The sequence below is a fragment of the Streptomyces sp. Tu6071 genome (genome assembly GCF_000213055.1).
Classification (GTDB): domain Bacteria; phylum Actinomycetota; class Actinomycetes; order Streptomycetales; family Streptomycetaceae; genus Streptomyces; species Streptomyces evansiae.
The window spans coordinates 2,990,845-3,011,215 of sequence record NZ_CM001165.1; the positions used below are offsets into that span (position 1 = coordinate 2,990,845).

The 20,371-nt window shown below is 70.8% G+C and carries 21 protein-coding genes; 6 read left to right on the forward strand and 15 right to left on the reverse strand.

Features of this window, described 5'->3' with window-relative positions:
* The first annotated feature begins 171 nt into the window (after window positions 1–171).
* The 3 genes from STTU_RS12140 (at window position 172) to STTU_RS12150 (ending at window position 2,877) form a co-directional block, all read left to right on the forward strand.
* Window positions 172–870 carry a DUF4097 family beta strand repeat-containing protein gene (locus tag STTU_RS12140; protein WP_007823089.1) on the forward strand — a complete coding sequence of 233 codons (699 nt, stop codon included), beginning with the start codon at window positions 172–174 and terminating at the stop codon, window positions 868–870.
* Between the two features lie 112 nt (window positions 871–982).
* Complete coding sequence (locus STTU_RS12145; protein WP_007823091.1) at window positions 983–2,068, forward strand: ATP-binding cassette domain-containing protein; 1,086 nt, start codon at window positions 983–985, stop codon at window positions 2,066–2,068.
* Window positions 2,065–2,877: an ABC transporter permease gene (locus tag STTU_RS12150; RefSeq protein ID WP_043254968.1), complete on the forward strand. Its 813-nt coding sequence runs from the start codon at window positions 2,065–2,067 to the stop codon at window positions 2,875–2,877. The genes STTU_RS12145 and STTU_RS12150 overlap by 4 nt, the downstream gene beginning before the upstream one ends.
* Before the next feature lie 84 nt (window positions 2,878–2,961).
* On the opposite strand, the gene STTU_RS12155 is transcribed toward STTU_RS12150, so the two are convergent.
* Together STTU_RS12155 and STTU_RS12160 are read right to left on the reverse strand one after the other, a co-directional pair.
* On the reverse strand, window positions 2,962–3,678 hold the full coding sequence (locus STTU_RS12155) for a PepSY domain-containing protein (RefSeq protein WP_052862358.1): 717 nt from the start codon (window positions 3,676–3,678) through the stop codon (window positions 2,962–2,964).
* A 131-nt stretch (window positions 3,679–3,809) separates the two neighbouring features.
* Window positions 3,810–4,865 (reverse strand): aldo/keto reductase, encoded by a 1,056-nt coding sequence (locus STTU_RS12160; RefSeq protein WP_007823096.1) that lies wholly within the window; start codon window positions 4,863–4,865, stop codon window positions 3,810–3,812.
* 146 nt (window positions 4,866–5,011) lie between these two features.
* Between STTU_RS12160 and STTU_RS12165 the strand changes: the two genes are divergently transcribed.
* Together STTU_RS12165 and STTU_RS12170 are read left to right on the forward strand one after the other, a co-directional pair.
* Window positions 5,012–5,650 (forward strand): RNA polymerase sigma factor, encoded by a 639-nt coding sequence (locus tag STTU_RS12165; RefSeq protein ID WP_007823098.1) that lies wholly within the window; start codon window positions 5,012–5,014, stop codon window positions 5,648–5,650.
* Window positions 5,647–6,720, forward strand: coding sequence for a CU044_5270 family protein (locus tag STTU_RS12170; protein WP_199785016.1), 1,074 nt, complete (start codon window positions 5,647–5,649; stop codon window positions 6,718–6,720). Before STTU_RS12165 ends, STTU_RS12170 begins: the two co-directional genes overlap by 4 nt.
* 167 nt (window positions 6,721–6,887) lie before the next feature.
* Here the strand turns inward: STTU_RS12170 and STTU_RS12175 are convergent, their stop codons facing one another.
* Together STTU_RS12175 and STTU_RS12180 are read right to left on the reverse strand one after the other, a co-directional pair.
* A complete protein-coding gene (locus STTU_RS12175) occupies window positions 6,888–7,091 on the reverse strand; it encodes a DUF397 domain-containing protein (protein WP_043254971.1) in 204 nt (67 codons plus the stop codon).
* Entirely contained in the window at window positions 7,088–7,957 is an 870-nt protein-coding gene (locus STTU_RS12180; protein WP_007823103.1) for a helix-turn-helix domain-containing protein, read from the reverse strand. The genes STTU_RS12175 and STTU_RS12180 overlap by 4 nt, the downstream gene beginning before the upstream one ends.
* Window positions 7,958–8,115: 158 nt before the next feature.
* On the opposite strand from STTU_RS12180, the gene STTU_RS12185 reads away from it, so the two are divergent.
* Window positions 8,116–8,517: an ATP-binding protein gene (locus STTU_RS12185; protein WP_007823105.1), complete on the forward strand. Its 402-nt coding sequence runs from the start codon at window positions 8,116–8,118 to the stop codon at window positions 8,515–8,517.
* A gap of 136 nt (window positions 8,518–8,653) precedes the next feature.
* Here STTU_RS12185 and STTU_RS12190 read toward each other — a convergent pair whose 3' ends face one another.
* The 11 genes from STTU_RS12190 to STTU_RS12240 all read right to left on the reverse strand — a co-directional run bounded on the left by STTU_RS12190 (window position 8,654) and on the right by STTU_RS12240 (window position 20,011).
* Window positions 8,654–9,346: a hypothetical protein gene (locus STTU_RS12190; protein WP_007823107.1), complete on the reverse strand. Its 693-nt coding sequence runs from the start codon at window positions 9,344–9,346 to the stop codon at window positions 8,654–8,656.
* Window positions 9,347–9,630: 284 nt separating this feature from the next.
* A complete protein-coding gene (locus STTU_RS34625; protein ID WP_007823111.1) occupies window positions 9,631–10,119 on the reverse strand; it encodes a hypothetical protein in 489 nt (162 codons plus the stop codon).
* Between the two features lie 128 nt (window positions 10,120–10,247).
* Window positions 10,248–11,282: a hypothetical protein gene (locus STTU_RS12200; RefSeq protein ID WP_043254972.1), complete on the reverse strand. Its 1,035-nt coding sequence runs from the start codon at window positions 11,280–11,282 to the stop codon at window positions 10,248–10,250.
* Window positions 11,279–12,745 (reverse strand): phenylacetate--CoA ligase family protein, encoded by a 1,467-nt coding sequence (locus STTU_RS12205; protein ID WP_007823115.1) that lies wholly within the window; start codon window positions 12,743–12,745, stop codon window positions 11,279–11,281. Before STTU_RS12205 ends, STTU_RS12200 begins: the two co-directional genes overlap by 4 nt.
* A 453-nt stretch (window positions 12,746–13,198) precedes the next feature.
* Window positions 13,199–13,708, reverse strand: a complete 510-nt coding sequence (locus STTU_RS12210) for a hypothetical protein (RefSeq protein ID WP_234019221.1) — start codon at window positions 13,706–13,708, stop codon at window positions 13,199–13,201.
* A gap of 262 nt (window positions 13,709–13,970) precedes the next feature.
* Complete coding sequence (locus tag STTU_RS12215; RefSeq protein ID WP_007823128.1) at window positions 13,971–14,459, reverse strand: hypothetical protein; 489 nt, start codon at window positions 14,457–14,459, stop codon at window positions 13,971–13,973.
* A 222-nt stretch (window positions 14,460–14,681) separates the two neighbouring features.
* A complete protein-coding gene (gene tuf / locus STTU_RS12220) occupies window positions 14,682–15,875 on the reverse strand; it encodes an elongation factor Tu (RefSeq protein WP_009068125.1) in 1,194 nt (397 codons plus the stop codon).
* A gap of 158 nt (window positions 15,876–16,033) precedes the next feature.
* Entirely contained in the window at window positions 16,034–18,154 is a 2,121-nt protein-coding gene (gene fusA, locus STTU_RS12225) for an elongation factor G (RefSeq protein ID WP_007823132.1), read from the reverse strand.
* A gap of 39 nt (window positions 18,155–18,193) precedes the next feature.
* Window positions 18,194–18,664, reverse strand: a complete 471-nt coding sequence (rpsG, locus tag STTU_RS12230; RefSeq protein ID WP_008746138.1) for a 30S ribosomal protein S7 — start codon at window positions 18,662–18,664, stop codon at window positions 18,194–18,196.
* Between the two features lie 2 nt (window positions 18,665–18,666).
* On the reverse strand, window positions 18,667–19,038 hold the full coding sequence (rpsL, locus tag STTU_RS12235; protein ID WP_007823146.1) for a 30S ribosomal protein S12: 372 nt from the start codon (window positions 19,036–19,038) through the stop codon (window positions 18,667–18,669).
* Between the two features lie 256 nt (window positions 19,039–19,294).
* On the reverse strand, window positions 19,295–20,011 hold the full coding sequence (locus tag STTU_RS12240; RefSeq protein WP_007823148.1) for a hypothetical protein: 717 nt from the start codon (window positions 20,009–20,011) through the stop codon (window positions 19,295–19,297).
* Between the last annotated feature and the right edge of the window lie 360 nt (window positions 20,012–20,371).

Here is a 20,371-nt window from a genome sequence, read left to right on the forward strand (position 1 = left end):
GCAACGCAAGGACGCTGCGAGCGTTGCATTAAACGCCGTTCCGTTGCAACGAAAATCCGCTACTGGCCTGCCATTTCGCACCCACAGCGCGAAATGAGCGTTGCCGCTTCCACGAACGCAACGTAGCGTTTCCATCATCGCGAACGACGAACGACGAGAACGGACAGTCCCATGACGAAGCCCGCCCAGACCACCGCCACCACCCTCGACGCCCCCACCACTCCCCCCGCCCTCACCCTCACCGTCGACATCCCCGCCGGCCGCCTCCACGTCATCGCCACCGACCGCGCCGACGCGGCGGTGGAGATCCGCCCGGCCGACGCCGACCGGAGCCGCGACGTGAAGGCGGCCGGGACGTTCGAGGTCACGCACGGCGAGGGCACCCTCCGGGTCGCGCCCGCCGCGCCCCGGCACCGCCTCCTCGGCGGCTCCGGCGCCGTCGCGATCACGGTCCACGTGCCGAGCGGCTCGCACCTGGAGGCGGAGGCGGCGAGCGCCGAGCTGCGCGGGGTCGGCAGGCTCGGGGACGTGACCGTCGAGGTGCAGAGCGGCGCCGTCAAGCTCGACGAGACGGCCGGGGCCCGTGTCACCGTGCGGGACGGCGATCTCACGATCGGCCGGCTCGGCGGCCCCGCCGCGCTGCGCACCCACCGGGGCACGATCCGCGTCGCCGAGGCGGTGGGCGGCGAGGTCACCCTCCGGACGGACAGCGGCGACATCGAGGTCGGCGCGGCCCCGGGCGTCGCGGCGGCGCTGGACGCGGAGACCCCCGCGGGCCGCGTCCACAACGCCCTCGTCAACGCGGCGCGGCCGACCCTCCACCTCCACGCCACGACGTCCCACGGCGACATCACGGCCACCAGCCTCTGACCACCCGCCCGCACCCCCGGCCCGGGGCCGCACCCCGGGCCGGGACCGCCACGCCCCACCCCGCCCACGCCCGCACCCCCCTCACGCCCGCACCCCGAAGGAGCCCACCCCGATGACCCCGCACCACCCCTCCAGCCCCTCCAACACCCCTCCTCCGCAGGCGAGTCCCGCACCCGCGACCACCGGCCCCGCGGCCCCCGCCCCGGCGATCTCCGCGACCTCCCTCCGCAAGTCCTACGGCGAGAAGACCGTCCTCGCGGGCATCGACCTCGCCGTCCCCGAGGGCTCCGTCTTCGCCCTCCTCGGCCCGAACGGCGCGGGCAAGACGACGACGGTGCAGATCCTCTCCACGCTCGTCACACCCGGCGACGGTTCCGGCGCGCTGGTGGTCGGCGGGCACGACGTGGCGCGGGAGCCGCAGGCGGTCCGCGCCGCGATCGGTGTCACGGGGCAGTTCTCGGCCGTGGACGGGCTGATCACGGGCGAGGAGAACATGCTCCTGATGGCGGACCTGCACCACCTCGGCAAGCGCGAACGCCGCACCGTGACCGCCGAGTTGCTGGAGCGGTTCGACCTGACGGCGGCGGCGCGCAAGCCCGCGTCCACGTACTCGGGCGGCATGAAGCGCCGCCTGGACCTCGCCATGACGCTCGTCGGCGGCCCGCGCATCCTCTTCCTCGACGAGCCCACGACCGGCCTCGACCCCCGCTCGCGCCACGCGATGTGGCAGCTCGTGCGCGACCTCGTCGCGGGCGGCACGACCGTCTTCCTCACGACGCAGTACCTCGACGAGGCCGACGAGCTGGCGGACCGGATCGCGGTGCTGCACGAGGGGCGGATCGCGGCGGAGGGCTCGGCGGACGAGCTGAAGCGGCTCGTCCCCGGCGGGCACGTACGGCTGCGCTTCACCGACCCGGCGGCGTACGGGACGGCGGCCGGAGCGCTCCCCGGCGCGGTACGGGACGAGGCGGCGCTCACGCTGCGGGTCCCCGGAGACGGCAGTCAGCGCGCCCTGCGCACGCTCCTCGACCGCCTGGACGCGACAGGCGTGGAAGCCGCCGAACTCACCGTGCACACACCCGACCTGGACGACGTCTTCTTCGCCCTGACCGACAGCACCACCGTCCCGGCCCCCTCGCCCTCCCCCGCCGAAGCCCCCACGACCACGCCCGCGCGCACGAAGGAGACCCCCCGATGACCAGCCCCGCCCCCTCCACCACCCCGACCAGCGCCTTCGCCCTCCGTGACTCCCTCACCATGCTCCGCCGCAACCTCCTCCACGCCCGCCGCTACCCCTCCCTCACCCTCAACCTCCTCCTCACCCCGATCATGCTGCTGCTCCTCTTCGTGTACGTGTTCGGCGACACGATGAGCGCGGGCATCGGCGGCGGCGCGGACCGCTCCGCGTACGTCACGTACCTGACCCCCGGCCTGCTGCTCATGACGATCGGGGCCACGGTCGTGGGAACGGCGGTCTCGGTGGCGATGGACATGAGCGAGGGAATCATCGCCCGCTTCCGCACGATGCCGATCCACCGGGGCTCGGTGATCGTCGGGCACGTGATCAACGGCGTGCTCCAGTCGGTCGCGAGCGTCGTCCTGGTCGCGCTCGTCGCGCTGGCGATCGGTTTCCGCTCGACGGACGCGAGCGCGCTGGAGTGGCTCGCGGCGCTGGGGCTGCTCGTCCTCTTCGCGACGGCGCTCACGTGGATCGCGGTCGGCATGGGCCTGATCAGCCCGAACGCGGAGGCGGCGAGCAACACGGCGACCCCGCTGATCCTCCTGCCCCTCCTGTCGAGCGCGTTCGTCCCGCTCGACGGGATGCCGGGCTGGATCAGGCCGGTCGCCGAGTACCAGCCCTTCACCCCGGCGATCGAGACGCTGCGCGGCCTGCTCCTCGGCACGGGCATCGGCCACAACGGCTGGCTCGCGGTGGCCTGGTGCGTGGGCCTCACGGTGCTGGGCTACTTCTGGGCCACGGCGAAATTCCACCAGGACGCGAAGTGACGGAAGGCGCGCGGGTGGTGCGGGCGCGCGTGCGGGGCGACGCGGACGTACGGGCCCCGCGCCGCCCCGTCCCGTGCCCGGCCCTCAGTCGTGGCGCTCGGGGCTCACCTTCACCGAGTCCAGCGGCACCGACCAGTCCCGGTCCCCGGGCCCGGTCTCGACGCTCCAGTGCCCGCCGTTCTCCGGCTTGAGCTTGACGGAGACGACGGTGCCCTTCGCCGCCGCCGCCTTCGCGGCGGCGGCGGCGTCCGTCGCCCCGCCCGTCAGCAGCCGCTTCCCGCGCGCCAGGTCGTCGCTCTCACCGCGCTCCTGGTGCGAGGAGAGGATCGCGCCACCGGCCGGGTTCACGTCGACGGCCTGGAGCGTGCCGTCCTTCGCGAGGATCTCGAACTCCCAGATCAGCCGGTCCTGCGCGTTGTCGTCGATCTCGGCGGACAGGACCTTGCCGGGCGTGTGGGCGAGCGCCTTGCCGATGGCCTCGGGAGCGGGCAGCATCGCGGCGGCCTTCGCCTCGGCCCGGTGCTCGTCCGCGTCGGACCCGGTGCCCTTCTTGGGCGGCAGGGTGCCCGAAGCGCCGGAGGACGGGCTCGCACTCGTACTCGCGCCGGAGGACGAGCCGCTCCCGGTGGACGGCGAGGCGCTCCCGGCGGACGGCGAGGCGCTCCCGGCGGAGGCGGTCGGCGAGGAGTCGCCGGACGAGGACCCGCCCCCGGACGAGGAGCCCCCGTCGTCGCACCCGACGGCGGCCCCGCCCGCGAGTACGACACCGACCACAGCGGCGAGAACGGACGTACGCCTCATCACGCGGAACCTCCGGAGGAAAGAAGACAAGTCCCGCATCACGCGCGACACGGACAGAACCCATCTTCCCCACCCGCCCTGAAGCAGACCTGAAACGACCTGAAGAGATCTTCAGCTCCGCGCCCCGGCCCTCACTCCTCCCCCGCCGCGCGCTCCCCCGCCGGGCGGCGGCGCCGCGCCACGTCCGCGAGAGACGGCGGAGTCCACGCCCCGTCCGGCGGGTAGACGTCGGTGCCGGGCGGGACGATCGCGTCGAGACGGTCGAGCAGCGCGTCGTCCAGCACGAGGTCCGCGCCCTTGAGCGTGGCCCGCAACTGGGCCTCGGTGCGCGGCCCGATGATCACCGAGGTGACGGCGGGGTGAGCCAGCGGGAAGGCCGTGGCCAGTTCGGGGAGCGTGCGTCCCGCCTCCTCGGCCACCTCCACGAGCGCTTCCACCGCGTCCAGCTTGGCGGCGGTGAGCGCGGCGGCCGGGTCGAACCGGCCGGGACTGATCGTGGGGCGGCCCGTGGCGAGATCCATCGGGCGGCCCTTGCGGTAGCGCCCGGTGAGAAAGCCGGAGGCGAGAGGCGCCCAGGTCAGCACGCCCATGCCCAGGCGCCGGGCGGTCGGCAGCACATCGCGCTCGATCCCCCGCGCGAGGAGCGAGTACGGGGGCTGCTCGGTACGGAAGCGGTGCAGGCCGCGCCGTTCGGCCACGTGGTGCGCCTCGACGAGGTCCTGCGCGGGGAAGGTGGAACAGCCGAAGGCGCGGATCTTCCCGGCCCGGACGAGATCGGTGAGGGCGCCCAGCGTCTCCTCGATGTCCGTCGTGTGGTCCGGACGGTGCACCTGGTAGAGGTCGATCCAGTCCGTGCCGAGCCGGCGCAGGCTCTCCTCCACCTCCCTGACGATCCAGCGGCGGCTGTTGCCGCCGCTGTTGGGGTCGTCCCCCATCGGGAAGTGCACCTTCGTCGCGAGGACGACGTCGTCGCGCCGCCCCTTGAGGGCCTTGCCGACGATGGTCTCCGACTCACCGGCGGAGTACATGTCGGCGGTGTCCACGAAGTTCACCCCGGCGTCCAGCGCCGCGTGGGTGATGCGGACGCAGTCGTCGTGGTCGGGATTGCCGATCCCGCCGAACATCATGGTGCCGAGGCAGTACGCGCTCACCCGTATGCCCGTCCCGCCCAGAACCCGGTACCGCATGATTCCGCTCCCCCTTCTCCGACAACGAGGCCGCCGATCCTAGGAGTTGAAGTGGACTTCAGCACAAGTCCCGGCACCGGCGATCCCGGCCCGGATGTGACGCAGGTCACAGGAACCCGGTGCCGTGTGCCGGACAGTTCCCAGGAGTGACCACCGACGTGAGAACCCGCATCCGGGACGGCGATCCCGACGCTTTCGCCGAGTTGTACGAGACCTACGCGCGCTCCGTGTACAACCACGCCTTCCGCCTGACGGCCGACTGGTCGCTGGCCGAGGACGTGATGGCCGAGACCTTCGCCCTGGCCTGGCGGCTGCGCGCGAAGGTCACGCCCGAGGGGGGCTCGCTGCGGCCCTGGCTGCTCGGCATCGCGACGAACGCGGCCCGCAACCACCGCCGCACCAACCGCCGTTACCGCGCCGCCGCCACCGCCGCCGCGGCGGCGGGACCGGCCGCCCTCACCGTCCCCGACCACGCCGAGAACATCGCCGGACAGGTCGACGACCGGCGCCGCATCGCGGCCATGCTCACCGCGCTCGGCACGCTCAGGCGCGCGGAGCGCGAGGTCCTCGTCCTGTGCCTGTGGGAGAACCTGAGCTACGCGGAGGCAGCCGCGGCCCTCGGCATCCCGCTCGGCACCGTCCGCTCCCGGCTCGCGCGCGCCCGCAAGCGCCTCGCCGCCCTCACCGACGCCGAACTCACCTCCCGTACGAGGGAACTCGCACCGCCCGCCCGACAGACAAGAGGCGACCACATGCCCCGGCTCGCACGGAGAGGTACCCGATGAACGCCACACCAGAGCGGCGGCCCACCGAATGGCCGCACGCGGACGCCCTGTTGCCGCCGGTCGTCAGGGAACTCCCGCCGGGCCGACACGAGTTCCACAAGGAGCGCCTCATGGCCCAGATCCACGCCGACACGCAACAGTCCACCCGGTCCGCGCAGCAGGCCCCTGGGCCCGAGCGCCCGCGCGCCTCCTGGTGGCGCCGCCCCGTACTCGTACTGCCCCTGGCCGCCGCCGCGCTGGCCGGAGCGCTCGTCACCGGCAGCACGCTCATGGGCGACGACGAGACCCCGGGCCTCGCCACCGGCCCCCTGCTGACCACGCGAGTGGCCGCCGCCACCACGCACGGCACCGGCACCATCCTCCAGCGCGCCTCGGCCGCCGCCGAGCAGGCCCCCGCCCCGGCCCCTCGGCCCGGCCAGTACATCTACATCGAATCGGTCACCGCGAACACGTACGTCCGCACCCGCGACGACAAGAGCGAGGTCGTCAGCGACAAACTGCACCGGCGGCAGGTCTGGGAGTCCCCGGACGGCCACAAGGGCTGGCTCATCGAGCCGGGCAACCCGAAGGACGGCATCACGCTCGACACCGACGTCGACCGGGACGCGGCCTACGACGCGCTCGTCACCCTGCCGAAGGACCCGGACGCCCTGCTGCGCCGGATCTACAAGATGAGCGAGGGCCAGGACAACGGCCCCGACCAGGCCGCCTTCTCGATGATCGGCGACCTCATCAGCGAGTCGTACCCGCCCGCCGGGCTCGAAGCGGCCCTCTACCAGGCCGCCGCGAAGATCCCCGGCGTCGTCACCGTGGACGACGCGGTGGACGCGGCGGGCCGCCACGGGATCGCCGTCGCCCGCCTCGACGAGGTGACGGGCGCCCGCGACGAATGGATCTTCGACCGGAAGACCCTCACGTTCCTCGGCGAGCGCAGCGTCCAGGTCAAGGAACCCAAGCACGCGAACGCGGAGGACCGCCTGATCAAGCCGGGAACGATCCGCTTCACGAGCGCGGTCACCAAGCGGACGCTCGTGGAGGGCATGAAGGAAGCTCCGTCACAGCGGAGCTGACGGCGCGCGGCCGGGGGCGGGGACGGGGACCGCACGGGGGCGGGGCGTCCGTCTCCGCCTCCGCCGGGCCGACGCGCCCCGGCCGCGGGTCCCACTCGGGGCCGGACACAGCTAAGCGGCCACCGACACCGGGGATCCCGGCGTCGGGACCGCTCACGCGGGACCGGTCACGTGCGCGTCGCCAGGAGGAAACGCGTCCAGGCGGCCGGCGCGAATCCAAGCGCGGAACCGTCGGCTTTCTTCGAGTCGCGCACGTGCAGCACGCGGGGCTCGACGGCGACCTCGACGCAGTCATTGTTGTTGGCGCCGCTGTAGCTGCTCTTGAACCACACCAGTCCGGCGCGGTCCCCGGGCGAAGGCTTCGCGGTCATGTGTCTCCTAGCAGCTTTTCGATGAATTCCCTCGTCCTGGCGGGCCCGAGGGCCTGCGAGCGCAGGATGCCATACCGGACGCCCAGGACGTGGACCTCTTGCGGGTCCGAGATGATGCGGCTCGTCAACTGCGCTTCGGAGTAGCCGATCGTCTTGCCGTCCTCCAGTCGCAGCACCTGCAACTCGCCGCCCAGACCGGCATGTTCCTCCGTTTCGGTCGGCATGACCTGGAGCTCCACGTTGGGCCGCTCGCTCACGGTGAGCAGGTGCTCCAACTGGCCGCGCAGAACTTCCCGTCCACCGATCGGCCGCCGCAGGGTGACCTCCTCCAGCACGAAGGACAGAGTGACCATCGGACGCCGGTCGAAGACCGCCTGCCGAGCCAGCCGCGCCTCCACCAGCCGCTCGAACCGCTCGCGCAGCAGTGCCGGTCGGGCCTGGGCGAACATCGCCGTGGCGTACTCCTTCGACTGGAGGAGACCGGGGATATTGACCGCCCCGTAGATCAGTATCTCCAGCGACTCCCGCTCCAGCTTCGTCAGATGCCTCAGCTTCTTCGGATACCTGGCCTCGGCGACGTCCCGCTTGAACTCGGCGAGTTTGCCGCCCGCGTTCAGGATCTCGTCGGCCTTGTCGAGGAAATCGGGCTTCGGGATGCGCTTGCCGGCCTCGACCTTGTAGACCTGCGCCTCGCTGTATCCGATGGCGGCACCGAAAGCGGGTTGCGAGAACCCGGCGCTCTGGCGCCAGAGTTTGATCTGGCGGCCCACGGCCTCAAGAACGGCGGCCGAGTCCTCCTCGTCCTCGACCTCCTCGTCGGAATCCCAGTTCTGGTTCCCCGAGCCGTCGGACTCTCCACGTGCCACGGCGCTCCTCTCTCCCGCACAGGGCCGTACAGGGCCGTACAAGCCCCGGGCCTCTCCCGCACAGTCACCGCCCGTACGGGCGTGATCACTGGAAAGCCTAAGCCGAGCGGGCCACGCTGAGTGACGTGAATCACGAAATCACCCAGCAGCCAGAAGCAATGCACCACTTCTTCCGCGTGCAGCTGTCGAGCACGCGCCGGGGCGCGCGCCTGGCGCGCCTGTTGGCGGTCGAGCAACTGCGGGAGTGGGGCGTGCGGTTGACGGCGCCCCGCCAGATCATCGCGGAGCTGGCCTCGAACGCGGTGCTGCACGGCCACGTGAACGGCCGGGACTTCGCGCTGCTCCTCCACCTGTCACCGGAGACGCTGCGGATCGAGCTGGTGGACACGCGGGGTGACAAGGACCTGGAGCCCACAGCCCCACCCTGGTACGCGGAAAGGGGCCGCGGCCTGCTCCTGGTAGCGGCCTTCGCGGACGACTGGGGCGTGGAATGGGGCCCCGCACCGAGGAAAACGGTATGGGCGGAGGTACGACTGCGAAGGCGCGATCAGCAGGGTTAGCCGACGCGGAGCAAGTCGCCGCGCCTCTCGCCGATTCCGGCGCCACCCCGAAGCGCGGCGACGACCTCACGCGTCAAGGACCCCAGCCCGTCCACGCGTTCCCCTTCCCCCACGCCCCACCCCCCACCGGTTCACCTCACGGGCAACCGCGAGGGAAGCACGCACTCGCGTCGGCGTGCGCCTGCCGTACCAGTGCCTCGGTCAGGGACAACAGCGTGCTCCGCGCCTCCTGGTCCGAGACCTGAAGCGGACGCCCGAGCAGGAGACTCACGTGCAGACTCGTCGGCTCGCTGTCCCCCTTCTCCCCCGGCGTGCACGGGACCAGGATCATGGCCGTCCACGTGTTGACTTTGGCGCTGATGCCGGCCTCGGGGAGGCCGTAGTCCTTGTCCCGACCGCCCTTCAGCCAGACGCGTCCTTCCAGGGCCCCGGGGTCGAGACTGCGCAGCGTGTCCACGGTCGCCCGGAGAAGTTCCTCGTGCGCGTCGTCCGCGACGACGCACACCGTCCGGTAGTCCCGCGAGGCCGGATCGACGTCGTACGTCCGCTCCTGGAAGTCGTAGGCGGACGAGCGGGGCAGCGCCCGGTTCAAGGTCTCGGCGATCGCCGTTCCCGGGGGCAGCCCCCGGCACATCTCCCCGGCCCGCACCACCCCCCGCCACCCGAAATACCACCCACAGAACAACCCCACCGCCACCACGACGACAATCCCGAGCCCCAGTTCCTCGTCGACGTGCGCCCGGCCGTTCTCGTATGTGGTGGTGGCCTCGCGGACGGCCTGCTCCGTGGTCAGGGAGTCACGGTCGCGCAGCCGGGCCTTGTCGTCCACGCGCTTGAACTCCGCCGCCTCGTCACCTTCCTTGTCCTCGCCGAGTCCCCCGAGAATTCCCTGGCGCCAGGCCCAGCGCGTTGTGGCCCGTCACCTCGCCCTTGCCGTCCCTTCCGTCCTCGGGCCATTCGCGCTCCTCGAAGAGGTAGGTGAAGTTGGTTCCCTTCGGCCCGTCCTCCATCTTGTGCCCGGCCAGGAAGGACTCCGTCGCCGCGTCCGGGCTGCGGGACAGCGCCTTCAGGTAGCCGTGAAGGGGTCGTTCCCCCTGTCCTCGCCGAGGTGGTTCACGCGGCTCGACGTGTTCCACCCCTCGAACCCCTTCGCGCCGAGCCCCCGACGACTTTCTCCGCGAACGGGTACTCGTCGTAGTTCTGCGCGAACAGCTTGTTGAGCTCGTCGAACTCCTCCGGGCTCAGGTCCTCGGGGTCCCGCTCCGCCGGCTCGGTCGCCCGCCTCGCCGCCTTCGCGTTGGCCTCGCGGCTGACCAGCTCCTCCTTGGTCCGCACCATGCCCGGATGCCGCGGATCGGGCCCGTTGCCCTCGTTCCGGGAGAGGTAGGAGCGCCGTTTCAGAAGCGGGAGTTCGTGCTCCGCCCACGACGCGGTGTGCTGGATGCCGCCGAACTCGCCGCCGCCTATGCCGTAGGAGGCCAACTGGTTCTTGTAGTGGCTCGCCCGCTCCGCGAGCCATCGTCGATCCCGCTCGGCGGCGATGACCACCCTGTGCAGCTTCTCCGGGTCGATCCCCGAGAATCCCTCGCCCCCGTGCGCCACTTCGTCACCCCACCCGCCCCCACAGCACTCCGGAGTCGGCACGTTACCGAAACAGCACACGATGCCCTAGCGGTAACTCGCCTACCGACGCAGCGTGTTGGCCCGCAGAGGACGGCCCCCGCGCCCGCTCACACCTGCCGTACGAGCGGTACCGCCCCGGTCCCTCGGCGGGCCGCGTCCTTGCGGGCGGAGCCGGCGCTCGGGCCCGTGCCGACGACCTCGCCGTCGAGCAGCGCCACCCAGTCGCCCGGCCGCGCCCGCTCGTCGAGGTCGCCCGGGGCGCCGGGCGTGCCGAGGGCGGCGAGCAGGACGGGGGACGCGGCCGTCACCGGCACCGTGGCGAGCGCCCCCGCCCGCCACTCCGCCGTCGTGCGCTCGCGACCCGCGCGCCGTACCCAGTAGAGGTGCTGGGCCACGATCACCGGCCCGAGCACCACCATCAGCGGGAAGGCCCCCGTCAGGGTGCCGGTCGCGAACAGGACGCTGATCGCGCTGGAGGCGAGGACGCCGAGCGCCCCCGCGAGCAGGGCCGCCGCGCGGCCGTACGCCTTCGCCGCGACGAGCGGGAAGAGCACGATCAGCAGCAGGTCGCCCAGGCCGAGCGCCACCGGCGGATCGCCGCGCGTGACAGCGAGGAGCGGGGCGAAGGGCAGGCCCATGACCTGCGCGGCGAAACGGTCCATGACCGAGCTGAGCCCCGTCGCCAGGAGGTCGTACACGGCGAGCAGCCCCGCGAACCACGCCGTGTGCACCGACTTGAAGCCGCTCTGCGCCCACATCGTCGCGACCCCGACGACCGCGACGGCGAGCAGGACGTCGGTCAGCACCAGGACGGCGAGCGTCCGGTCCGCGAGAGCCAGTCCGCCCGTCACGGCGACGGCGAGCACCGCGAGAAGCGCCGCCCCGAGGCCGCCGAGCAGGGGCGCCAGCGTGAACTGCAGCGCCGCGCACAGGACGAGCCCGAAGACGACCGCCACCGCGGTACGGGGCAGCTCCAGGTAGAGCAGCGGCGCCAGCATCACCACGGCCATCACCACCAGCACGTCCGGCGGTTCGTACTTCCCCACCGGCGGCCTCGGCATCCGCACCCGCGCGAAGTACCCGAGGCCGAGCAGCGTGATCGCGGCCACGCAGACGTTGAGGCCGATCAGCGCGGCGCTCATGCCGGGCTCGCGACGCGGACGGCGGCGGGGCGGATCGCCTCGAAGGTGTGCTCGCGCAGGTCGGCGCGGACCGGTCCGGTCGGCGGCATGTCGTCGGGGTCGTCGTGCAGCACGATGCTCTCCAGCGGGAGGCGCGCGGCGCTCGCCCGGTCCTCCAGCCGCCCGAGCAGGGCGTGCGCGGGCAGAGCGGCGACACGGAGGTGGAGTTCGGGCCCGCGAGGGGCGTCGACGAGCGCGTACCGCGCGGGCAGCGGCACCTCGGGCTCGGCCTCGATCAGGTCCAGGAGATCGCGGGTCGTGACGGACCGGCTCAACGGCCCGGACCAGCGCCCGAGCACGGGACTCGTGGCGGGCAAGTGGGCGAGTTCGCAGTCCGGTTGCTCCTCGGGCACGCGGACGAGGTCCCCGGTGGCGTACCGCAGGAGCAGCGTGCACTCGCGGTAGGGAACGTACGGCGTGTGGACGAGAACTCCCGTGCCGCCGGGCGGAGTCGGCTCGTACGTGAGCGGGTCGCGTATCTCCGTCCAGCCGAACTCCGTGCTGTGGTGCAGGTGTCCGGCGGTACAGGGCGTGCCGCCCGAGGGCAGCGTCTCCGTCATCATGTACCCGGCGGAGATACGGGCCCCGAAGGCAGCCTCGGCGCGCTCGCGCAGCGGCGCGGAGAGCACTTCGCCGCCGACGGCGAGGTGTTCGAGGCCGAAGTCGGTGGCCCGCCAGCCGTCGCGCTCGGCGGTCTGGACGAGGGCGGCGAGGTAGGAGGCGGACACGTTGAGGTGCGTGATCTGCGGGGCCTTCCCCGGCAGGTTGAGCGGCGCCGCGAGACGGTCGAGCGCGAGGGCCGGGTCCACGGTGCCGATCTGCACGAAGGCCGCGCCGACACGGGTCACCGACTCCTCGGTGCTCAGCAGCGGCAGCGTGGCCCGCGAGCAGCCGCCGTACGCCATCGTGTGGTGCGGGCGCAGCCCGACGCCGAGCACGGCGGACACCGTGCTGAGCGCCACCACGACCTCGGTCTCGGCCCGCGAGTACCACACGGCGGTGGGCGTGCCGCTCGTGCCCGTCGTGAGCGCCATCAGCGCGGGACGGGCGGCGGCGGAGACGAAGGCGGCGGGAAGGGCGCGCAGCGCCGACTTCTCCGTGACGGGCACGTTCTCCCACGTCTCGGGGGTCAACGTCTCGGGATCGAGGCCGTGTTCGGCGAAGAGGCGCTGGTAGTACGCGGTGTGCCGGGCCGCCGCGCGGGCGGTGGCCCGCAGGCCCCGTACCGCGACCGTGCGGCGGATCTCGGGGTCCGCCTGCCCGGCCTGGCCCGGCAGCAGGGCCGAGTCCTCGCCCGGCTCGCCGAACTCGGCGAGTGTCGCGACGAGATCGCGGGCGATGCGCTCCAAGTCCCGCGGCCGGATGGGCCGGTTGCGCAGGATGGCGGAGGTGTAGCGGAGCTGGCTGAACGCGGTGCCGAACACGGAGTCTCCCTGAAAGCCTGGACCGGGTCTGCGTCCCGGTCCAGGCCGGGCCTCGGTCCGGTCAGGCCATGCTGGCGAACATCGCGGCGGCGAGGGTGCTGTAGGCGTACTTGATGTAGTGCTTGACCATGGTGGTTCTCCCTTGCTCGGGCCGTCGTCGAGGACGGCAGGGGCTACCTGTGACGCGTCGGCACACCCGCTTCCCGTGGGGACCCAAGGTCCGGCGCGCGCTCAGATTAAGGGAGTTGGGGGCGCGGCGACATAGGGCAGCGCACTTTCCCCACCCGTACGCGACGGCAGGTCCGCCCCACCCGCCACATGCTTCCCACAGACCCCACCCGCACCACCACTTCCCGTCCGGCGGCCCGCTTCCGCTCCCCCGCACACGGCACAGCGATGTGCCCAACGGGGCCGCTCTCGCTACCCGTTGGGCACACCGCCGAGGAACGGGAGTCAGTGGCTCCCGTGCAGACGCATCCGCCGGCGACCGTGGTGGCCGGAGGTCTGGAGGGGTTGCGGGGCCTGTTGTCCGGAGCCCTCCGAGTTCGCCGGGCCGGCGGAGGCGCCGGTGCCTCCGGTACGGTGCTCGGCGTCGAGCTGACGCCGCAGCCGGTCTCGTTCACCGACCGCCTCGCCGCCCTCCTTGCGCTGCACCGAGTGCCGGTGGTGGAGGCCGAGCCCCTCACGCATCAGCCACATCCCCAGTGCGAAGACCAGCGCGAGGCCGAGACCGCCCGCGAAAGCCCCCAGGGTACTGATGGTGAACGGATCGCTCCCGAAGAGGGACACCGTGTACTCGGGCCCTCCCGACGTGTTGAACGCGATCAGCAGGGCGGTGAACGCCGCTGCCGCCGCTGCCAGCAGAAGGCCGATGACCATCATGGGCAGCACCTCTTCACTGCGCGTCTCGCCGCGCATCGTCGCCCGTCCGGACCCTTTGCCGCCCGGACACTTCAGGGCCACCTTCCACACTCCTCCCCCTCCCGCAAGCTCGCATCCCGAGAGAGCGACGGACCGGGCGACGGCGCCCGCACACCCGTAAAGCGCCGCCGCGCGGGCCGGAGGACGGAAGGGGCTGCCGCGGATACCTGAGAGGAACGGCCCGGCGCCCCTGGGAGCGGCGGCTCCGGGTCCCCGGAAGAGGCGGCTGCGCGGCCTCAGAGCGGACGCCCGGCCCCCCACCGCCTCATTCCCCGGCACCCGGGGGGCGGGCCCCACCGCCACCTCACCCCTCCCCCGGCTCCTCCCCCCGCGCACGGGCCAGGTCGCCCTGCACCTGCCGCTCCGCCCGCTCCCATTCCCGCGTGCTCGGTGGCCGCAGCAGGAGCGCCGCCGGTACCCACAGCCCGAGCGCCACCAGGCCGGTCCACAGCACCCTTCCCGCGGGTTCGCTCAGGCCGAGGCCGACGAAGACGAGGGCCCCGAGCACTGAGAGACCGGCCGCGAGCCACCTGAGCCGGGGCGTGTCCCGCGTGGGGTCCATGCCTGCCTCGTAGCGCTGTCGCAGGGCCCCACGCACGCCACGGCGCCGCTCCCTGAACCCCGCCGCGACCCACCAGGCAAGGCCGATGAGGGCCGCGTAGAAGGCGATGTTGAGCACCCAGTCCTTGCCGTCCTCACCGGTGTAGTGCGTGAAGTGCCCGAGCGCTCTCGACTCGACGTGCGTGTGCGCCGCATACGCCGTCCCCGCCGCCGTCGTCCATGTTCCCGCCATCCCGGCCCCCGCCCCGACGTCATCCGGACGTTCCGGGTGCCCCCCTGCCCGGCGATCACGCCTTCCGCGCCCGGGGAGGGCGTGCCCCGCCGCTGTACGCCCCGCGAAACGCGAAAGGGCCCGTACGACCGAAGTCGTACGGGCCCTCTCAGGTCCGAGTCGCCCGCCCCCCGCAGGGGACACGCCTCAGATCACCGCCCGGAACACGTCCCGGGCATCAACTCACTTGTTGATCTTGGTGACCTGGCCGGCGCCGACGGTCCGGCCACCCTCACGGATGGCGAACTTGAGGCCCTCTTCCATGGCGACGGGCTGGATGAGCTCGACGCTCATCTCGGTGTTGTCGCCCGGCATGACCATCTCGGTGCCCTCGGGGAGGGTCACGACGCCGGTCACGTCCGTGGTGCGGAAGTAGAACTGCGGACGGTAGTTGTTGAAGAAGGGGGTGTGACGGCCACCCTCGTCCTTCGACAGGATGTACGCCTGCGCCTCGAAGGAGGTGTGCGGCGTGACCGAGCCCGGCTTGATGATGACCTGGCCGCGCTCGACGTCCTCGCGCTTGATGCCGCGGAGGAGCAGACCGACGTTCTCGCCCGCCTGGCCCTCGTCGAGCAGCTTGCGGAACATCTCGATGCCGGTGACCGTGGTGGTCGCCTTCTCCTGCTTGATGCCGATGATGTCGACGGTCTCGTTGACCTTCAGGACACCACGCTCGATACGGCCGGTGACGACCGTACCGCGACCGGTGATCGTGAAGACGTCCTCGATCGGCATGAGGAACGGCTTGTCGACGTCACGCTCGGGCTCGGGGATGGACTCGTCCACGGCCTTCATGAGGTCGAGAACGGACTTGCCCCACTCGGCGTCGCCCTCGAGCGCCTTGAGCGCCGAGACCTTGACGACCGGGAGGTCGTCGCCCGGGAACTCGTACTCGGAGAGCAGCTCGCGGACCTCGAGCTCGACGAGCTCCAGGATCTCCTCGTCGTCCACCATGTCGGCCTTGTTGAGGGCGACAACGATGTAGGGGACGCCGACCTGGCGGGCCAGGAGGACGTGCTCCTTCGTCTGCGGCATCGGACCGTCGGTCGCGGCGACCACGAGGATCGCGCCGTCCATCTGGGCGGCACCGGTGATCATGTTCTTGATGTAGTCCGCGTGACCAGGGCAGTCGACGTGCGCGTAGTGGCGCGTCTCGGTCTGGTACTCGACGTGCGCGATGGAGATGGTGATACCGCGCTGGCGCTCCTCAGGAGCCTTGTCGATCTGGTCGAAGGCCGAGGCCTCGTTCAGGTCCGGGTACGCGTCGTGCAGCACCTTGGTAATGGCGGCCGTGAGGGTCGTCTTACCGTGGTCGATGTGACCGATGGTGCCGATGTTGACGTGCGGCTTAGTCCGCTCGAACTTCGCCTTCGCCACTGGGTTCCTCCTGTGGAGTGGTTCTGTACGCCTTGCTTCATCGGCGCCAGGGATGATCTTTGCTGGGGTGCCGGGTCCCCCGGGGGCGTCCCCACTGGTGAGCGGGGGCGCCCCGTACGGGGGTCCGGTGTCAAGCCTACGGCGTGAACTCGGGTGAGTTACTCGCCCTTGGCCTTCGCGATGATCTCCTCGGCGACGTTCCGCGGAACCTCGGCGTAGGAGTCGAACTGCATCGAGTAGCTTGCGCGACCCGAGGTCTTGCTGCGGAGGTCGCCGACGTAGCCGAACATCTCCGACAGCGGCACCAGGCCCGTGACGAGCTTGGCGGCCGAGCGGTCCTCCATGGACTGGATCTGACCGCGCCGGGAGTTGATGTCGCCGATGACGTCGCCCATGTAGTCCTCGGGCGTCGTCACCTCGACCTTCATCATCGGCTCCAGCAGGGCCGGGCTGGCCTTGCGGGCGGCCTCCTTGAAGGCCATCGAACCGGCGATCTTGAACGCCATCTCCGAGGAGTCGACGTCGTGGTAGGCACCGTCGAGCAGGATGACCCGGACACCCGTGAGCGGGTAGCCGGCGAGCACGCCGAACTCCATGGCCTCCTGCGCGCCCGCGTCCACCGAGGGGATGTACTCCCTGGGGATACGGCCACCGGTGACCTTGTTGACGAACTCGTAGCCGTCGCCCTCCAGCGGCTCCAGCGCGATCTGCACCTTCGCGAACTGGCCGGAACCACCGGTCTGCTTCTTGTGCGTGTAGTCGAGGCGCTCGACGGGCTTGCGCAGGGTCTCGCGGTACGCGACCTGCGGCTTGCCGACGTTGGCCTCCACGCGGAACTCGCGCCGCATGCGGTCGACGAGCACGTCCAGGTGGAGCTCGCCCATACCGGCGATGATCGTCTGGCCGGTCTCCTCGTCGGTCTTGACGCGGAAGGACGGGTCCTCCTCGGCCAGGCGCTGGATCGCGATGCCCAGCTTCTCCTGGTCGCCCTTGGACTTCGGCTCGATGGCGACCTCGATGACCGGGGCCGGGAAGTCCATCGACTCCAGGATCACCGGGTTCGCCGGGTCGCAGAGGGTCTCACCGGTGGTGGTCTGCTTGAGACCCATGACGGCGACGATGTCACCGGCACCCACCGACTCGATCTCCTCACGCTTGTTGGCGTGCATCCGGTAGATCTTGCCGATGCGCTCCTTCTTGCCCTTCACCGAGTTCTGAACCGAAGAACCCGACTCCAGACGACCGGAGTACACGCGGACGAAGGTCAGCTTCCCGAGGTGCGGGTCGCTGGCGATCTTGAACGCGAGCGCGGCGAGCGGCTCCTCCTCGGAGGGACGACGCTTCACGACCTCCTCGGGGTTGTTGACCGCCTGGCCCTCGATCGCCTCGATGTCGAGCGGCGAGGGGAGGTAGCGGACAACAGCGTCGAGCAGGGGCTGCACGCCCTTGTTCTTGAACGCGGTGCCACAGAAGACGGGGGTGACGGTGGTGCCGTCGCCCTTGCCCGAGGCGATGGTGATACGGCGGATCGCCGCGTACAGCTGCTCCTCGGTGGGCTCGGTGCCCTCCAGGTACAGCTCCATCATCTCTTCGTCGTTCTCGGCGACGCCCTCGACGAGCTTCGCGCGCCACTCGGCGGCGGTCTCGGTGTGGCTCGCCGGGATGTCGACGACGTCGTACGCCTCGCCGAGCTTGGTGTCGGCGGACCAGACGAGCGCCTTCATGCGGACGAGGTCGACGACACCCTGGAAGTCGGCCTCGGCCCCGATGGGCAGCTGCATGACGAGCGGGGTCGCACCGAGGCGGTCGATGATCATGTCGACACAACGGTGGAACTCGGCGCCGGTGCGGTCGAGCTTGTTGACGAAGCAGATACGCGGCACGCCGTAGCGGTCCGCCTGACGCCACACGGTCTCGGACTGCGGCTCGACGCCGGCGACACCGTCGAACACCGTGACGGCACCGTCGAGGACGCGCAGCGAGCGCTCCACCTCGACGGTGAAGTCGACGTGGCCCGGGGTGTCGATGATGTTGATGGTGTGGTCGATGTCGTTCAGCGGCCAGTGACAGGTGGTGGCAGCAGAGGTGATCGTGATGCCACGCTCCTGCTCCTGCTCCATCCAGTCCATGGTCGCGGCGCCGTCGTGAACTTCACCGATCTTGTACGAAACACCGGTGTAGTACAGGATCCGCTCGGTCGTCGTCGTCTTGCCCGCGTCGATGTGGGCCATGATCCCGATGTTGCGGACCCGGCCCAGGTCAAGCGAAGTGGTAGCCATAAGGCTTCAGTCTTCTCTCGGTCTCGATGGGGTCTGCGACTACCAGCGGTAGTGCGCGAAGGCCTTGTTGGACTCGGCCATCTTGTGCGTGTCCTCGCGCTTCTTCACAGCGGCACCCAGGCCGTTGGACGCGTCGAGAAGCTCGTTCGTGAGGCGCTCGGTCATGGTCTTCTCGCGACGGGCGCGGGAGTACCCGACGAGCCAGCGCAGGGCGAGCGTGTTCGCACGACCCGGCTTGACCTCGATCGGCACCTGGTAGGTCGCACCGCCGACGCGGCGGGACTTGACCTCCAGGGTCGGCTTGATGTTCTCCAGCGCGCGCTTCAGCGTGACGACCGGGTCGGCGTTGGTCTTCTCGCGAAGACCCTCCATGGCGCCGTACACGATCCGCTCGGCGGTGGAGCGCTTGCCGTTGAGCAGCACCTTGTTGATGAGGGAGGTCACCAGGGGGGAGCCGTAAACCGGGTCGATGATGACCGGGCGCTTCGGGGCGGGGCCCTTACGAGGCATTCTTACTTCTCCTTCTTGGCGCCGTAGCGGCTGCGGGCCTGCTTGCGGTTCTTGACACCCTGGGTGTCGAGCGAGCCTCGGATGATCTTGTAGCGAACACCCGGCAGGTCCTTCACACGGCCACCACGCACGAGCACGATGGAGTGCTCCTGCAGGTTGTGTCCCTCACCCGGGATGTAGGCCGTGACCTCGATGCCGGAGGTCAGACGCACACGCGCGACCTTCCGCAGGGCCGAGTTCGGCTTCTTCGGGGTGGTCGTGAACACACGCGTGCAGACGCCGCGGCGCTGGGGCGAGCCGTCCAGTGCGGGCGTCTTGTTCTTCTCGACCTTGTCCTGCCTGCCCTTGCGGACAAGCTGCTGGATCGTAGGCACTACTACTCCGGTTTCTGTGTGCCGAATGGTAAAGCTAACCTGGAACACCCCCGACCCACGCGGTCGGGTGTGTCGGAACCGGGACTCCGTCGCGAGGCGTGACGCATCGCGCGGAAGGAGCGGATCAGGCGGCCTTTATCGGGTTCCTTGTGTGCGGTGTGTAAGCACGCACACGGACCCGGGCACACCCCAGGCACGAGGTCAGAGCGTACCTACCGTATGGACCTGGGTCAAAACAAATGCGTGGGAGGGGGTCTCAGCGGTTGACCGACTGGATCTCCCGCACCTGGACATCCTGCGGCTGCCCGTACGTGCCGTCCGGCAGATCACCGCCGGCACCGCCCGTCCCCGTCCAGGCCGTGTCCCAGGTCACAGCGGTCTGGAGGCGGTACGCGGCGTCCCCGGACGACTTCAGGTACGTGACCCCGCACGGGGGCGTACGGTCCGCCTTGCCCGCCGCGAACGGCTCCCCGATCGCCCCGCCCCCGCCCACCGGGCACGTGCCGCCCGCAGGCAGCGTGCGCGCGTCCGCCGTACCGGGCTGGATCGCCAGCCGCACCGGCTTCGCCGTCGTCGTCGCCGACATCGCGAACCCGCCGACCGCGAGGGTCGCCGTCACGGAGACGGGTTCGAGCTGCGAGCTGTCCAGCCACACCCACGTCGGCAGGTTCACCTTGCTCGCCCCCGCCGGAGCGAGCTTCGCCTTCAGGCTCGGCACCTTCATCCGCTCGTACGCGAGCCCGGCGAGGATCTCGGGCGAAATGGCATGCGGAACGTCGGGAGGCTCCGCGTTGTCCGCCCAGAACGGAGGCCGGTCGCACTCCATCATCTCGGCGAGCGAGGCGTCGTCACGGTACTGGGCGGTCCAGTACATGCCCTTGCCCTTGTCGTCCTCGTGGTAATGATCCTTGGCGTAGCCTTCGTTCTCGTCCGAGATGTCCCGCACGATGTCGGAGGCCCCAGGATCGTGCACGGCCGTGTAATACAACCCCTGCCGAGCCTTCCGGAACTCCTCGGGATCGTACTCAGGCGCATACCAACACCCGGGCGGCTCCCAATCAGCAACGGCAACGGACCCAGTACCCTGCCCGCCAGACCCTCCGCCGCTCTGACTAAAGGTGATCCGCACGGTAGAGCTGATCTGGTGCTTGCCGGAGTCGGAGTTGCCCTCCTGATGGGTTGATGCGTCCGTCCCCAGCCCCGGCTCTCCTTGCCCCGCGGTGGCAGAGCCCGCCGTAGCGAACACGAGTCCGCTCGCCACCACTATCGCGCCAACTCCCGCGAGAGGACGTCGCTTCCCCTTGATCCGCATCCCTGCTCCCCGTGTTCATCA

Excerpts from the sequence above, each read along its gene's own strand:
- STTU_RS12140 (WP_007823089.1), top strand. The coding sequence starts at position 172 with ATGACGAAGCCCGCCCAGACCACCGCCACCACCCTCGACGCCCCCACC.
- STTU_RS12145 (WP_007823091.1), top strand. The coding sequence starts at position 983 with ATGACCCCGCACCACCCCTCCAGCCCCTCCAACACCCCTCCTCCGCAG.
- STTU_RS12150 (WP_043254968.1), top strand. The coding sequence starts at position 2,065 with ATGACCAGCCCCGCCCCCTCCACCACCCCGACCAGCGCCTTCGCCCTC.
- STTU_RS12155 (WP_052862358.1), bottom strand. The coding sequence starts at position 3,678 with ATGAGGCGTACGTCCGTTCTCGCCGCTGTGGTCGGTGTCGTACTCGCG.
- STTU_RS12160 (WP_007823096.1), bottom strand. The coding sequence starts at position 4,865 with ATGCGGTACCGGGTTCTGGGCGGGACGGGCATACGGGTGAGCGCGTAC.
- STTU_RS12170 (WP_199785016.1), top strand. The coding sequence starts at position 5,647 with ATGAACGCCACACCAGAGCGGCGGCCCACCGAATGGCCGCACGCGGAC.
- STTU_RS12175 (WP_043254971.1), bottom strand. The coding sequence starts at position 7,091 with ATGACCGCGAAGCCTTCGCCCGGGGACCGCGCCGGACTGGTGTGGTTC.
- STTU_RS12185 (WP_007823105.1), top strand. The coding sequence starts at position 8,116 with ATGCACCACTTCTTCCGCGTGCAGCTGTCGAGCACGCGCCGGGGCGCG.
- STTU_RS12200 (WP_043254972.1), bottom strand. The coding sequence starts at position 11,282 with ATGAGCGCCGCGCTGATCGGCCTCAACGTCTGCGTGGCCGCGATCACG.
- STTU_RS12215 (WP_007823128.1), bottom strand. The coding sequence starts at position 14,459 with ATGGCGGGAACATGGACGACGGCGGCGGGGACGGCGTATGCGGCGCAC.
- fusA (WP_007823132.1), bottom strand. The coding sequence starts at position 18,154 with ATGGCTACCACTTCGCTTGACCTGGGCCGGGTCCGCAACATCGGGATC.
- rpsG (WP_008746138.1), bottom strand. The coding sequence starts at position 18,664 with ATGCCTCGTAAGGGCCCCGCCCCGAAGCGCCCGGTCATCATCGACCCG.